This is a genomic window from Bacteroides clarus YIT 12056 (genome assembly GCF_900129655.1).
Classification (GTDB): Bacteria; Bacteroidota; Bacteroidia; order Bacteroidales; family Bacteroidaceae; genus Bacteroides; species Bacteroides clarus.
Genome location: NZ_FQWK01000001.1, coordinates 279,543 through 294,748, shown reverse-complemented (window position 1 = coordinate 294,748; position 15,206 = coordinate 279,543). Strand labels below are relative to the sequence as shown.

At 44.5% G+C, this 15,206-nt stretch carries 8 protein-coding genes; 7 read left to right on the top strand and 1 reads right to left on the bottom strand.

Annotated features, from left to right (window positions below):
• The first annotated feature begins 68 nt into the window (after nt 1-68).
• The 3 genes from BUB52_RS01100 to BUB52_RS01090 are packed head-to-tail and all read left to right on the top strand — an operon-like array spanning nt 69 to nt 3,706.
• A complete protein-coding gene (locus BUB52_RS01100) occupies nt 69-1,298 on the top strand; it encodes a DUF4861 domain-containing protein (RefSeq protein ID WP_009123053.1) in 1,230 nt (409 codons plus the stop codon).
• A 23-nt stretch (nt 1,299-1,321) separates the two neighbouring features.
• Nucleotides 1,322-2,998, top strand: coding sequence for a glycoside hydrolase family 43 protein (locus BUB52_RS01095; RefSeq protein ID WP_009123052.1), 1,677 nt, complete (start codon nt 1,322-1,324; stop codon nt 2,996-2,998).
• Between the two features lie 54 nt (nt 2,999-3,052).
• On the top strand, nt 3,053-3,706 hold the full coding sequence (locus tag BUB52_RS01090; protein WP_009123051.1) for an HAD family hydrolase: 654 nt from the start codon (nt 3,053-3,055) through the stop codon (nt 3,704-3,706).
• Between the two features lie 73 nt (nt 3,707-3,779).
• On the opposite strand, the gene BUB52_RS01085 is transcribed toward BUB52_RS01090, so the two are convergent.
• Nucleotides 3,780-5,465, bottom strand: a complete 1,686-nt coding sequence (locus BUB52_RS01085; RefSeq protein ID WP_009123050.1) for a pectate lyase family protein — start codon at nt 5,463-5,465, stop codon at nt 3,780-3,782.
• Nucleotides 5,466-5,654: 189 nt separating this feature from the next.
• Between BUB52_RS01085 and BUB52_RS01080 the strand changes: the two genes are divergently transcribed.
• The 4 genes from BUB52_RS01080 (at nt 5,655) to BUB52_RS01065 (ending at nt 15,200) form a co-directional block, all read left to right on the top strand.
• The gene (locus BUB52_RS01080) at nt 5,655-8,138 is read left to right on the top strand and encodes a glycoside hydrolase family 95 protein (RefSeq protein WP_009123049.1); all 2,484 of its coding nucleotides are present in this window, start codon (nt 5,655-5,657) and stop codon (nt 8,136-8,138) included.
• A 214-nt stretch (nt 8,139-8,352) separates the two neighbouring features.
• Entirely contained in the window at nt 8,353-11,586 is a 3,234-nt protein-coding gene (locus BUB52_RS01075; protein ID WP_009123048.1) for a SusC/RagA family TonB-linked outer membrane protein, read from the top strand.
• Between the two features lie 20 nt (nt 11,587-11,606).
• A complete protein-coding gene (locus BUB52_RS01070; protein WP_009123047.1) occupies nt 11,607-13,514 on the top strand; it encodes a RagB/SusD family nutrient uptake outer membrane protein in 1,908 nt (635 codons plus the stop codon).
• Between the two features lie 21 nt (nt 13,515-13,535).
• Nucleotides 13,536-15,200: a DUF5123 domain-containing protein gene (locus BUB52_RS01065; protein WP_009123046.1), complete on the top strand. Its 1,665-nt coding sequence runs from the start codon at nt 13,536-13,538 to the stop codon at nt 15,198-15,200.
• The last annotated feature ends 6 nt before the right edge of the window (nt 15,201-15,206 follow it).

Here is a 15,206-nt window from a genome sequence, read left to right as displayed (position 1 = left end):
GCCAAAAGAAAGAGAGCTGTCTGCTCTTTTTAGTTTAATTTTGCCGCAATTAATTAAACACATTCCTTATGAAAACGACCTTTTTAACCGGTTTCCTGTTATTGTGCGCGTGTACTCTTACCGCACAATCTCAACCAAGTACCAAAACCATTTCGGTAGAAGTGAGCAACTCATGGAGCAAAGACAAAGCCGACGCTCCGGTAGTATTAAAAATCAAAGACCTGCAACCCGGTTTCCGTGTGCGTTCTGCCGTCGTAATGAACGGCAATGAAGAAATCCCTTCGCAGTTGGACGACCTGAACGGTGATTTGAAAGCCGATGAATTGGCCTTTGTCATGGATATTCCTGCCAAAAGCAAGAAAATGCTGACCATTACCTTGTCTTCCGCTAAAACGGATAAGACCTACCCGTCGCGTGTATTTGCCGAAATGCTGATACGCGATACAAAAAAACAGAAGCATGCCCCCATACAGTCGGTCACAGTGCCGGGAACTACCAACTTTTATAGTATGCTACATGGACACGGACCTATGTTTGAATCGGAATTAGTCGCTTACCGCGTCTATTTTAATCAAAAGCAAACCGTTGACCCGTACGGTAAATTCAAAAAGGGACTGGAAATCCAAGAAAGCCGGTTCTATCCTAACGACGAGCAGCTTGCGCGCGGATTCGGTGATGACGTGCTGATGGTTGGCAACAGTTGCGGTATCGGCGCCTTGAAAGGTTGGGACGGGACAAAAGCCACTCATATAGAGCCGATAGCGTTCCGTACAGAAAGCATTCTTGCCTACGGCCCCGTACGCACCATAGCCGATGTGACCGTCAAAGGCTGGGACTATCAGGGAAAAGAGCTGAATATGACCAACCGCTATATCCTTTATGCCGGACATCGTGACCTGTTGGTAGAAACGTTCTTTGACGCCCCCCTGCAAGATGAAGTGTTCTGCACCGGCGTACAAAACATTATGGGTAACGAAACCCTTTCGGAGTCCGATCATAAAGGCTTGGTAGGTAGTTGGGGAAGACACTGGCCGGTAAACGATACTGTAAAATATGCAAAAGAAACAGTAGGTATCGCCACCTATATTCCACAGAAATACATCCGCAAAGAAGTAAAAGACAAAGATAATTTCCTTTACACTCTTTCCGCACCGGGCAGCGACCGTTTCCACCATTACACCATGTTTACGTCATGTAAGGAAACGTTCGGCTATCCTACTCCCGAAGCATGGTTCGCTTATATGCGCGAGTGGAAAGAAGAACTGCAGCACCCGGTTCAGATAAAAATCAAGAATTAAAAATTAAAGAATTAAATCGTGACATGAAAACCAGAAACGCACTTTTAGGACTCAGCCTGCTGCTTGCATTACCGCTGGCGGCACAAGAAAAGAATTATGTTTCCGAGGTATGGGTAGCCGACCAAGGTAACGGTAAATACAAAAATCCGATACTCTATGCAGACTATTCCGATCCGGATGCCTGCCGTGTAGGAGATGACTTCTATATGACCTCTTCCAGTTTCAACTGCCTGCCGGGGTTACAGATTCTGCATTCCAAAGACCTCGTGAACTGGAGCATCATCGGAGCTGCCGTTCCTTATGCCCTCTCCCCCATTGAAACACCGGAACGTCCGGAGCATGGCAACCGTGTATGGGCGCCCGCTATCCGCCATCACAACGGTGAATTCTATATTTTCTGGGGCGATCCCGACCAGGGCGCTTTCATGGTAAAAGCCAAAGACCCCAAAGGTCCGTGGACAGAACCCGTACTCGTAAAACCGGGCAAGGGTATTATAGACACCTGTCCTTTCTGGGATGAAGACGGAAAAGTTTATATGGTACACGCCTATGCAGGAAGCCGTGCCGGATTGAAGAGTATCATATCCATTTGCGAGTTGAATGCGGATGCCACCAAAGCCATAACGCAGTCACGCATCATCTTCGACGGTCATGAAGCCCACCAGACTTGTGAAGGTCCCAAACTCTACAAAAGGGGGGAATATTACTATATCTTCCATCCGGCAGGCGGCGTACCCACCGGTTGGCAGGTTGTTCTCCGTTCCAAGAACATATACGGTCCTTACGAATGGAAAAAGGTGCTGGCGCAAGGTGACAGTCCCATCAACGGCCCTCACCAGGGAGCATGGGTAGATACTCCTACCGGTGAAGACTGGTTCCTGCATTTCCAGGATGTGGGCGCATACGGCCGTTTGGTACACTTACAACCCATGAAATGGGTCAACGACTGGCCTGTTATCGGCATCGACAAAGACGGTGACGGTTGTGGCGACCCGGTACTGGTTTATAAAAAGCCGAACGTAGGCAAGACATATCCTATCTGCACTCCGCAAGAAAGTGATGAGTTTGACGGCTATACCCTTTCTCCGCAATGGCAATGGCATGCCAACATCAACGAAAAATGGGCTTATTACGCAGGAGATCAAGGCATCGTACGTCTCTACTCCTATCCTGTTGTCAAAGACTGCAAAAACCTTTGGGACGTAGCCAACCTATTGTTACAGAAAACTCCCGCCGACAATTTTACCGCCACCATGAAACTGACTTTCAAACCGACGGAAAAGTACAAAGGAGAGCGCACCGGACTGGTAGTTATGGGACTCGACTATGCCGGACTTGTTTTGGAAAACACGGAAAAAGGCCTGGTATTGTCCCAGGTATCTTGCCCTAAAGCGGAAAAAGGTACTCTCGAAACAGTAAACGGTACAGTCGGTTTAAAAGACAATACCATCTACCTGCGTGCCAAGTTTACCTCTGACGGGAAAAAGATTTCCAAGAGCGAAGGCGGACACGACCTGTTGGTACTGTGCAACTTCAGTTACAGCTTCAACGGAAAGAAATTCCAGCCATTGGGCAAACCGTTCCAAGTGAAAGAAGGCAAGTGGATCGGCGCTAAAGTAGGTATGTTCTGTACCCGCCCGGCCATTGTTACCAACGACGGCGGCTGGACAGACGTAGACTGGTTCAGAATTACAAAATAACAAGTTCCCGGCGAATTGTTATATCTTTGTGCCGAAAACCAAAAGAAAAGAACAATGAAGAAGCTTGTTATATTTGACTTAGACGGAACGTTATTAAACACCATTGCCGATTTGGCGCAAAGCACCAATCATGCCTTGAGCGTACTGGGTTATCCCATGCACGAGGAGTCGGCCTATAACTTTATGGTAGGCAATGGAATTAACAAACTATTTGAAAGAGCTCTTCCCGAAGGCGAAAAGAGCGAGGAAAATGTACTCCGCGTCCGTAAGGAATTCGTTCCTCACTACGATAGGCACAATGCCGATAAGAGCCGTCCCTATCCCGGCATTCCCGAACTGTTGGAACAATTACAGTTACAGGGGCTACAAATTGCGGTTGCATCCAATAAGTATCAAGCTGCAACTCAAAAACTGATAGCCCACTATTTTCCGAAAATAGATTTCGTCGCCATATTCGGCCAGCGAGAAGGGGTAAACGTAAAACCCGACCCCACCATTGTAGAAGATATTCTATCCATTGCCAAAGTAGATAAAAAAGACGTGCTCTATGTAGGAGATTCCGGTGTGGATATGCAGACTGCAATCAATGCCGGAGTAACTTCCTGCGGGGTTACCTGGGGTTTCCGTCCACGGACTGAGTTAGAGGAATTTAATCCCGACTATATTGTGACCGGTGCGAAAGAAATTATTGATATCATAAAGAAATAAACCCTTCAAAATAAAAGCGGCCATCTCACACCTTTGTGAAGTGGCCGCTTTTATTCTTAGCATATTACTATTCTTATCTTACACCTTTCTCATTTTGCCGGTCAATAATATCCTGCACAAGATTATTGATATACATCTCCAGGTTAGTATAGTTTTTATTCGGATCTAATGTTTTATCATTACCATCCGATGCATCTTCAGGATTCAGACCGTATTTTTTCTCAAACTCATCCGGAATTCCATCCTTATCAGTGTCGGCAGGTACAAGCTCAGACTGCTTCAACACAGGCCAAGCACTCCAATCCGCTCCCGCATCGGCAGGTCTCAAATCTTCCTGGCTATCGATAATTCCCGGTTTAGGATAGTCTGTACTTTTCCAATCAATATCGCCTACCTTCCCTTGCCCGTTATGTTCATTCAGTCCCTCAAAATTAGCGACTCCGGTATTAGCTTCTTCCACGATGCGTTTATCATAAGTGTCTCTTGACAAAGAGCAACCCGCATATTTCAACACCTGTTCAAAAGCATCCCGGGCCGAGTGAGTTGTCACAGTTTCAGTAGCCACCGGTGCGGTACGTTTCAGTCTCTGTTTAACGTCATCAGTAATAGTATATTTCTTGTCAAACTGGTTATAAACCCCATAAGTCCAGTTATCATTTGTGGCTCGTACGCATCTCTGATAATCATCTTCGCCATTAATCCGGCCATCATCCACCACATTGCCATCGATAAAAAAATTCCCCCAAGTATCGAATATGGCAGGATAACTCTGTTTATCAGAATCTGATATTTTCTTATCAATAGCTATAATCCTTCCACGTTTGGATGTTCCGGTAGGAGTAGCCGGTCCCGGTTTATAATAGTTGTTCACAATATTCACATGCATAGCTTCACCGCCATAACAACTGTTTCCACACCAATTATAAATCACATTGTTGCGCATATCCACAATCTCATTATCTTTAGTAGATTTCGTACCCGGTCCTAAACGAGGATTACGACTATCGTGATTTGCCATTAAATTATGATGAAAAGACGCTTTCATTCCACCCCAAATTCCACCGTACCCATGAGGCCCTTTTGTGTGTCCCGACAAACGGAGACTTTCCGAAATGATGCACCACTGCAATGTAAAGTTCTCATTGTTATAGAAAGACACACACTCATCCGTACACCAGCTCATAGAACAATGGTCTATAATGATATTCTTACCATACCGTCCTCCAAAAGCATCCGCTCCATCGGCACTGATGCCTTTTTCCTTATCTCCCATGCGAAAACGCAAAAAACGTACTATCACATTATCCACATTATCTCCCAAAGAAACAGGCCAGCCGGCCAAACAAATGCCATCACCCGGTGCGGTCTGTCCGGCAATAGTCAGATCACCCTCTCTGATTTTCAACTCTTTCTTTAAATGAATGATACCCGATACCTGAAATACAATAGTACGAGCTCCTGAGACCTTTTCAATACCATACCGTAAAGTACCCTTTGTGCCGTCATCAGCAAGAGATGTTACAATATGCACTTTCCCACCGCGTCCACCGGTGGCGTTTCGTCCATGCCCTTCGGCACCCGGAAAAGCTGCAAATTCCACCGCTTCCATAGTTATAGGAGTAGTCGGTTCTCCGTTACCCTCCTCTTTATCCGCTCCTTGTTCCGTTTCATCCTCCTTATCCGATGCAATATCATCCGAACAGGATATTACACCTATGAAAAAGAGAAAACAGAAAGAAAAAAACAATTTCTTTTTCATTATATCATAATATTACAGTAATCTGTGCAAAAATAGGCAACAAGAGCTTCTTGAATATGCAATTTTTGGTTTCTGATTCGTATTTTTACATCAAAAAGGAAAAATGCATTAGTTTTTCTATCAAAAAATACCCCTAAAAATGCGAAAAAGCTTCTTAATATTGCAATGAAATAATAAAAGAGAAAAGAAATGACAAGAAAATGGTTGATATTAATCTTTATCTTCTGCTGTATCAGTGGTAAGATTACGGCACACGACAATAGCCTAAAGCTATGGTATGACAAACCCGCCAAACAATGGGTAGAAGCCCTACCCTTAGGTAACGGACGCATAGGAGCGATGGTTTTCGGCGATCCCGCACACGAACGGTTCCAACTCAATGAAGAAACCGTTTGGGGCGGCTCTCCTCATAACAATACTAATCCCAACGCTAAAGAAGCGTTGCCCCGCATACGCCGGTTGATATTCGAGGGGAAAAATAAAGAAGCGCAAGAATTATGCGGCCCCGCTATCTGCTCACAATCGGCCAACGGAATGCCGTATCAAACTGTCGGTACACTGCATCTTGATTTTGAAGGAATCAATCAATACGATGATTTTTATCGGGATTTGGATATTGAAAAGGCAATAGCTACCACCCGTTTCACAGCCAATGGCATTACATACATACGGGAAGCCTTTACCTCTTTTCCCGACCGGTTGCTCATTATCAAATTAACAGCATCAAAGAAGAAAAGTATTTCTTTCACGGCACATTATACCACACCATATACCGAAAATACAGAATTTTGTATTTCTCCCCGCAAAGAACTGCAACTAAACGGTAAAGCCAACGACCATGAGGGTATTGAAGGAAAGATACGATTCACCGCACTCACCCGGATTGACAATAACGGAGGTACGTTAAAAGTAACTTCGGACAGTACTTTGCAAGTCAAGAATGCCGACAGTGTTACTCTATATGTATCTATCGGTACAAACTTCATAAACTATAAAGACGTGTCGGGAGATGCATTGAAAGCAGCACGGCAATACATGAAACAAGCCGGTAAAAACTACACGAAAAGGAAAGAAGCCCACATTGCCGCCTATCAACAATACTTTAACCGTGTTTCACTGGACTTAGGCAGCAACGACCAAATCAAGAAACCGACAGACCGGCGTGTAAGGGAATTCAGCTCCGTCACCGACCCGCAAATGGCCGCCTTGTACTTCCAATTCGGACGTTACCTGTTAATATGCAGTTCGCAACCCGGCGGACAGGCCGCCAACCTGCAAGGTATTTGGAACTACCAGTTACGAGCTCCCTGGGACGGAAAATACACCACCGATATCAATGTAGAGATGAATTATTGGCCGGCCGAAACAACCGCCCTGTCCGAGATGCACGAACCGTTCCTGCAATTGGTAAAAGAAGTGGCCATACAAGGCCGCGAAAGCGCCTCCATGTATAGCTGCCGTGGATGGACTTTGCATCACAACACCGATATATGGCGTACCACCGGTGCCGTAGACGGCGCTAAATATGGTGTTTGGCCAACTTGTAACGCTTGGTTCTGCCAGCACCTGTGGGATCGGTACCTGTTCTCCGGCGATAAGAATTATTTAGCGGAAGTTTATCCGATTATGCGCGGCGCCTGCGAATTTTATCTGGACTTTTTAGTGCGCGAACCTAAAAATAACTGGCTGGTGGTAGCCCCTTCCTATTCACCGGAAAACAGTCCGTCTGTTAACGGTAAGCGCGGTTTTGTAATTGTCGCCGGTACCACCATGGACAATCAAATGGTCTACGACCTGTTTTACAATACCATTCAAGCCGCCAACTTAATGAATGAAAACACAGCTTTCACAGACAGCCTGCAAACCGTAGCCAACCATTTAGCCCCTATGCAGGTAGGACGCTGGGGGCAACTGCAAGAATGGATGGAAGACTGGGACAATCCTCAAGACCATCATCGACATGTATCCCACCTATGGGGATTATATCCAGGCCGTCAAATCAGCGCCTATCACTCCCCTGTCCTTTTTGAAGCCGCCAAGACATCACTGACCGCCCGCGGCGACCACTCTACCGGTTGGTCTATGGGATGGAAAGTCTGCTTATGGGCACGGCTGCTCGATGGCAATCATGCTTATAAACTGATTACCGAACAGCTTCACCCCACCACCGATGAACGCGGACAAAACGGTGGTACGTATCCTAATCTGTTCGACGCTCACCCGCCTTTCCAAATAGACGGCAACTTCGGCTGTACGGCCGGCATAACCGAGATGTTTGTACAGAGCCACGACGGTGCTGTCCATCTTCTGCCCGCGTTGCCCGATGTGTGGGAGCGTGGCGTTATAAAAGGAATTCGCTGTCGCGGCGGTTTCCTGCTGGAAGAAATGAAATGGGAAAAGGGGCAAATGCAAACAGCTACCATATGCTCCACCATCGGAGGTACCCTACGCATACGTACCGGCTCTCCCCTATATTTGAATGGAGAAAAACTGGAACCGGTGGAACAGGCACCGTGCAATAATCCGCTCCTTCAGCCGCAACCGATACGAAAGCCGCTAATCGCCGCCAATGCTCCGCTATCCATACCTCAATACAAAGAAACTTACATTTACGACATCACTACCGATGTCGGAAAGAAATATACGCTTTCCACCCGGCCTATGAATCATTAAGTGTAAAGGAGAATACGATGTATTCTCCTTTTTTCTGCTCTGCAACATACCTCAAGCTGATTTAGTACCACAAATCATTACAGAGAACAAAAAATACGTACCTAAAAACAAATATTCCACAAAGGACTTTTCACATTAATCTACATTTGCACCGATGAATTAACAGTGTGTATAACACACGACTAAGAGAATAATCACTTTTTAATAAACGAACATGCAAAGAATGTCTAAAATGAAAAACATGCGCACAGCGCTACTATTTTTATTAGTAGCCATGATATCGCTCAGTGTATCGGCGCAGAATGTAACCGTAAAAGGTACTGTGAAAGACAAGACGGGAGAAACCGTTATCGGTGCCTCTGTAGTACAAAAAGGAAATACCGGTAATGGTACGATTACCGATATTGACGGTAATTTCACTTTAAGTGTACCTGCCAATTCAACTTTGGTCATTTCTTATGTGGGAATGAAAACACAAGAAATTGCTCTGAAAGGACAGACAAAAATCAATGTAGTATTGGATGATGACTCACAAGCTTTGGATGAAGTAGTAGTTATCGGTTATGGAACAGTACAGAAAAAAGACCTGACCGGGTCTGTTGCTTCCGTAAGCGCCAAACAACTGTCGGCGGTGCCTGTTTCCAATGCATCGGAAGCATTACAGGGTAAGATGGCCGGTGTACAAATTACTCAAACGGAAGGTTCTCCGGATGCGGATATCCGTATTCGTGTACGCGGCGGCGGTTCTTTGTCACAAGACAACTCCCCCTTATATATCGTAGATGGTTTCCCTGTATCCAGCATTGGCGATATAGCTCCGTCAGACATCCAATCCGTAGATGTTTTGAAGGATGCTTCTTCCACAGCCATTTACGGTGCCCGCGGAGCCAACGGTGTAATCATCATTACGACAAAATCCGGTAAAGAGGGTAAGATAGAAGTTAACGCCGGCGTATCATTCGGTATCCGTAAAATGGCAAAACACATTGATGTAATGGACCCATACAATTATGTATTATATCAATATGAATTAGTTGGCGGACAAGATTGCAGCTATGGTGACTGGCAAGACTTGGACATCTACAAATCCATAAAGGGAACTGACTGGCAAGATGAGCTTTGGGGACGTACCGGTAACCAGCAAGCATACAATGTAAGTGTAAGCGGCGGTACAAAAGATACCAAGTTCAACATCAGCTACTCCCGCAACGATGAAAAAAGTATCATGCAGGGCTCCGGCTTTTCCAAGAATAATATCAATGCAAAAATCAATACTAAAATCAACAAATGGCTGAGCTTTGACTTCAACGCCCGACTGACACACCAAAAGATTGACGGCTTGAGCGGAGGTTCAGATAATGACACAAGCGCATCCAACTCGTTGGTAGCCCGTTCCATCATCTATGCACCCATCGAGGTGGTAGACACATCCGATGATGACGAAAATGCCACAAGTACACGTTACGACCCGTTACAACGTCTGAATGACACCTATAAACGCCAAACCCGTTTCCGCCAGAACTACAATGGAGGCATAAACTGGGAACCTGTCAAGGGATTAACTTTCCGTTCAGAGTTCGGATACGGCTGGAAGTTTGACAATACCGACCAAGTATGGGGAAGTATTGCTTCCGTCAATTCCAAGTACAAATACGATGGCGCTCCTCAAGCGTATATCAGTAAAGTAAATAATAAAAACTGGCGTATCGCAAATACCGTAACCTACGAAAACAAGTCACTGTTCAATAAAAGAGACCGCTTGAACGTAATGATCGGACAGGAAACATCTTCAAGCCAGGATAACAGTACTTATCTTACAGCCGTTAATTTTGAAAGTACCGCAACTCCCGGCGAAGTGTTGGCTAATTTAGGTAATGGTACCTCTCTGCCCACCAAAACATACATCGGAATTAAAGACAACTTAAACTCTTACTTCGGACGTATCAACTATACATTAATGGATAGATACCTGTTCACCTTTACAATGCGTGCCGACGGTTCGTCTAAATTTGCAAAAGGCAACCAATGGGGCTACTTCCCCTCAGGCGCATTTGCATGGCGTGTCTACGATGAATCATTTATGCAGGGTACACATGACTGGCTTTCTAATTTAAAGCTCCGTTTAAGTCTTGGTACGTCAGGTAACAACCGTATCCCGAGTGGCGCCATGTACACAACTTACTCGTTAGGCGGCACAAGCAGCAGTAACATTTACTTTAATGAACAGGCAAGTATTATTTTACAACCGGGTGATGCGCTTTCCAATCCTAACCTGAAATGGGAGACTACCATATCACGCAACTTAGGTCTTGACTTCGGGTTCCTGAACAATCGCCTTTCCGGTTCGTTGGATTTCTATTGGAACACCACCAAAGACTTGTTGATGAAGACAACCATCCCGGCAGGCTCCGGATACAGTTACCAATACAAGAATTTCGGGCAGACTTCCAATAAAGGTGTTGAATTACAACTCGATGCCACCTTACTTGACCATAAAGATTACGGATTGAATGTAAACTTCAATATCTCTTATAACCGCGGTAAAATTGACAAGCTGAACTCAGACGGAACGTCTAAATGGTGGCAAAGCAGTAAGTGGGCCGGCAGCGGCGCTGCAAGTACCGATGATTTCCTTATCGAAGAAGGCGGACGCTTGGGTGAAGTGTACGGCTACGTTACAGAAGGCATTTACACAGCTTCCGATTTCACATTCGACCAAAGCAAAGGCACTTATGCGCTGAAAGAAGGTGTGCCCAACAGTACAAGTATCACAGGAGTTGCCGCTCCCGGCGCAGTCAAACTTAAAGTAGGCGAGGATGGCAAACCCGTTAAACAGCGTCTCGGTAATACAATCGCTCCCTGGACCGGTGGTTTCGGCATCAATGGTAACTACAAAGGATTCGATTTAGGTGTATTCTGCAACTACTCTTTCGGAAACAAAATCGTGAATGCCGCAAAATTGGCTTCAAGCTACTATAACGATACTAAGCGCAACTGGAATCTGAACAGCAACTACAACTATGGCAACCGCTATACGGCCATCGATCCGTCAACAGGCCGTAACCTGCTCAGTTCGTCCGCAATCAAGGAAATGGGAGAAGAAGCCATTGTCTCACGCCTGAACGAAATCAATGCAGGAGTTACCAACTGGAACCCGGTATCCATCACCAAAATGCCCTTGATAGACCAAGCAGTGGAGAACGGTTCTTACCTGCGTATCAATACCGTTACTTTAGGGTATACCCTTCCGAAGAAATGGATTAACAAGTTCAACATTCAAAACTTACGCATATACGTAACAGGTTACAACTTGTATTGCTTTACAAGCTACTCCGGCGCAGATCCCGAAGTTGACTGCTGTACCAGCACTCCGATGACTCCGGGTATCGACTTTGCCGCATATCCCAAGAGCCGTTCATACGTAGGTGGCATCAACTTAACTTTCTAATCACATAAGAAGATACAATTATGAAAAAAATATATCAGACCATATTAATATGTTTAGGGGTAATGGGAATTACATCCTGTTCCGATTTCTTAGACCAGAAATCACCCTCTGAAATAGATCAAAGCGATTTGGCTCTAAAACCAGTCTACATACAACAAGTGATGAACAATATGTATGCCGGATTGACTTTAGACCATACATACGGTTGCCGTATGCCATTGAACTTTTCCACCAACAGCGACATCGAATTGGTAGATGCCACCAAATTGGAAGACTTCACCAACGCAGAAGACAGAGGCGCGTCCAACTATAATCCTTCTACTACATGGAGCCGCCTGGACAATAACTGGCAATCCATGTTCAAAATCATAGAAGGCGCCAACGTTGTGATTGAATCCGTAGACCAAAGTCCTATTATGGCCGATAAGAACAATTCTGACTACAACACATTACTTCACTATAAAGGCGAGGCGCTTACCATTCGCGCGATGGTTTATTATGACTTAATCAAAACCTACGGCGATATTCCCATGAAGTTTGAACCGACCAAAGAAGACGGGTCAAACTTATATCTGGAAAAGACAGACCGCGATGTTATCTATGAGCGCTTGTTAAGCGATTTGGAAACGGCTGCCGCCGCATTACCTTGGGCAGGAATGGATGGCTATACAACAGAACACGCCACTAAAGGATTTGCGCACGGCCTGTTGGCACGTATCGCCTTATCCTATGCCGGCTACTCTATCCGCGAAACAGCTAAAGAAGGATACGAAACCATGCCCGGCAGTGATCCGTCCTATCCTACCCAACGCCCCGATGCAGCCAAAAGAGAAGAACTTTACAAATTAGCGCTGACTCATCTGGACGTAATCATCAAAGACGGTCCTCATAAGCTGAACCCTTCTTTCGAAGACGAATGGTATAGAATCAATCAACGTACCTTAGACAACCAATATTACGAAAACCTTTATGAAGTTGCCCATGGACTGGGTACATCCGGTGAAATGGGATATACTATTGGCGTACGCCTCAACGCGAAAGATACCAACTCTGCAAGCTGGGGATATGGTAACTCAAGTGCAAAAGTACAATTGACAGCTCCATTCTTCTGGTCATTCGACCATAAAGACCTGCGTCGCGACATTACATGCGCCAACTATACCATTGAAGGTAATGATAAAGATACCCCGGACATCGAAAAAATGGCAGGTAACAAACCTTTCCAACTGTATGTAGCCAAGTGGGATGTGCGCAAAATGAGCGAAGAATGGCTGAAGCAGAACAAAAATGCCAGTGCCAAGAAAGGATATGGCATCAACTGGGTAGTAATGCGTTATTCGGATGTACTGTTGATGTATGCCGAAGTTATGAACGAATTGTTCGGTCCCGACGCTATCGGTACTGCCACTTGCGGAAAAACAGGCCGTGATGCCTTAATGGAGGTTCATTGCCGTGCGTTTGATACCGCCGATCAAGTCAATGCGCAAGCCTATGTCAACGGAATTTCTTCCGCAGACTTCTTTGATGCCGTTGTAGACGAACGTGCATGGGAGTTAGCGGGTGAAGCTGTCCGTAAATACGATTTGATTCGTTGGGGACTGTTGTCATCCAAAACACAAGAAATGCTGGATAACTACATAAATGTAGTAAAACCCAATGCACCCGCAAAATTGTATTACAATATGCGAAACGATGATCCGAAGAGTATAGATATGTCAAGCGTACAATGGTATGCAACTCCCGCCAACACCGGAGACTACAAAAAGAGTAGCGATTTCTGGGGAAAAGATGACAGCAAACTGGAAGTATTTACCGAGAATATCAGTTCCGGCTTGAATAAAACTGTTATCAATCGCCACCTCTTACCGTTAGGAAGCAGCGTTATCAGTGACTCTAAAGGTAAATTGAATAACTCGTATGGTTTTTAAGCCTTAAAACAACAATAGAATATGAAAATCTATAAATATATACATAATATATTGTCAGGAGCTTGCTTGCTCCTGACAACAATTGCCGCAACCAGTTGCGACAACGCCAACGATTGGACTGTTGATGCCGCTCATAACCGTTTGTTCAGTTGTGATCTCAGCGGTGTAACTCCCGAAGACATCGGTACAGAAGCCACTTTGGAATTTAAGACTGTAAAAGGTGCGGAGTACTATCTTATCGAAGTTAGTAAAGACACATTGTACAATGACATCGAAATGGGAAGTACCGCTACTTCCATCATATACGGTGAGGACAAATCCATCAAAGAATCGCCTTATACGATGACAGGTCTGGATAGTTCAACCAAATACTATCTTCGTGTGAAAGCAATGTCAGGCAATACACCCGAGTCCAAATGGAGTTATCTTTCCGATTACAGTTTCAAAACCAAGTCAGAGCAGATATTCGAAGAAATCTCTACCGCTGACCTCACAGAGAACAGTGTCGTTTTACATTGGCTTGCCAATGCAGAAGTTACCAAATTGGAAATTCTGAAAGGTGAAGAAGTAAAAGTAACCAAAGATTTGACAAACGATAACGAAGCTGTAACCAATGGTACAATCACCATTGACGGGTTGGAAGCACAAACCAATTATACAGCCAAGATATATAAAGACAATGTTGTAAGAGGTACAATCGGTTTTACAACCTTTGCAGCAGTTCCAAGTGCAGACCTTGTATATCGTATGACGGCCGATGAGAATCTTAGTAATGAACTTCTTGCGGAAATCACAGCCCAATGCGAAGGAACTTCTATCACGATAGCAATGCCGGCCGGTACAACCAATAAATATGGTGAAGCATTAGAATTAGCTGATGGTTATTCCTACACATTCTTCGGAATTGCCGGAGAAAAAAAGCCGGTAATAGCCATAAGTACAATAACACTTAAAAATAACGCATTGATTAAATTCCAAAATGTAGAGCTCAATGCTGACGGCATTAATGCTGAAGGTACAGCCAAAACTAACGAATACATTATCAATCAAAGCGCAGCAGCAGTTGTAGACAATATTACTTTTGAAGATTGTGATATTATCGGCTTTAAGAATTCTATTGTCCGTATCCAATCCTCATCAAGTATAGAATTTAAAAAAGTTGTATTTAACGGATGTTACATCAAAGGGCAAAATTTGGCAAGCAAATACTATGTTCTTCATAATAACAGCGGCAAATTCGGAGAAGTAGAATATAACAATACCACATTTGACTGCACCGGATATAGAGGCCTGTTTTATAGTGAAAACAAAGATTGTACAAGTATCAATATTACGGATTGTACAATATATAACATACCGGCATCAGGGCAATATGTTATAGACTTTAAGTCAACAGATAATGGTGCTACCAACGGTATTATAATCAACAATACAATCTTTGCAAAGGTTCAAGATGCAAGTGCCGCTAAGGGTATTCGAAGTAATAGTGTACAAACCTTTGATAATGTATGGACTACTAATGATTTTAAACTAACCGGCAATCAATTCAGTGGAACTGTTACAGCTTTTGACGGTACGTCAACTGATTTATTTGAAAATCCCGCAGCAGGGGACTTTACCATCAAGAGTTATAACTTTGGAGGTCGCCTAAACGCAGGCGCAATCAAATGGAGAATGACGGAATAAACATCC

Coding starts and splice junctions, on each gene's coding strand:
- BUB52_RS01085 (WP_009123050.1), bottom strand. CDS start 5,465: ATGAAAAAGAAATTGTTTTTTTCTTTCTGTTTTCTCTTTTTCATAGGT.
- BUB52_RS01090 (WP_009123051.1), top strand. CDS start 3,053: ATGAAGAAGCTTGTTATATTTGACTTAGACGGAACGTTATTAAACACC.
- BUB52_RS01065 (WP_009123046.1), top strand. CDS start 13,536: ATGAAAATCTATAAATATATACATAATATATTGTCAGGAGCTTGCTTG.
- BUB52_RS01100 (WP_009123053.1), top strand. CDS start 69: ATGAAAACGACCTTTTTAACCGGTTTCCTGTTATTGTGCGCGTGTACT.
- BUB52_RS01070 (WP_009123047.1), top strand. CDS start 11,607: ATGAAAAAAATATATCAGACCATATTAATATGTTTAGGGGTAATGGGA.
- BUB52_RS01080 (WP_009123049.1), top strand. CDS start 5,655: ATGACAAGAAAATGGTTGATATTAATCTTTATCTTCTGCTGTATCAGT.
- BUB52_RS01095 (WP_009123052.1), top strand. CDS start 1,322: ATGAAAACCAGAAACGCACTTTTAGGACTCAGCCTGCTGCTTGCATTA.
- BUB52_RS01075 (WP_009123048.1), top strand. CDS start 8,353: ATGCAAAGAATGTCTAAAATGAAAAACATGCGCACAGCGCTACTATTT.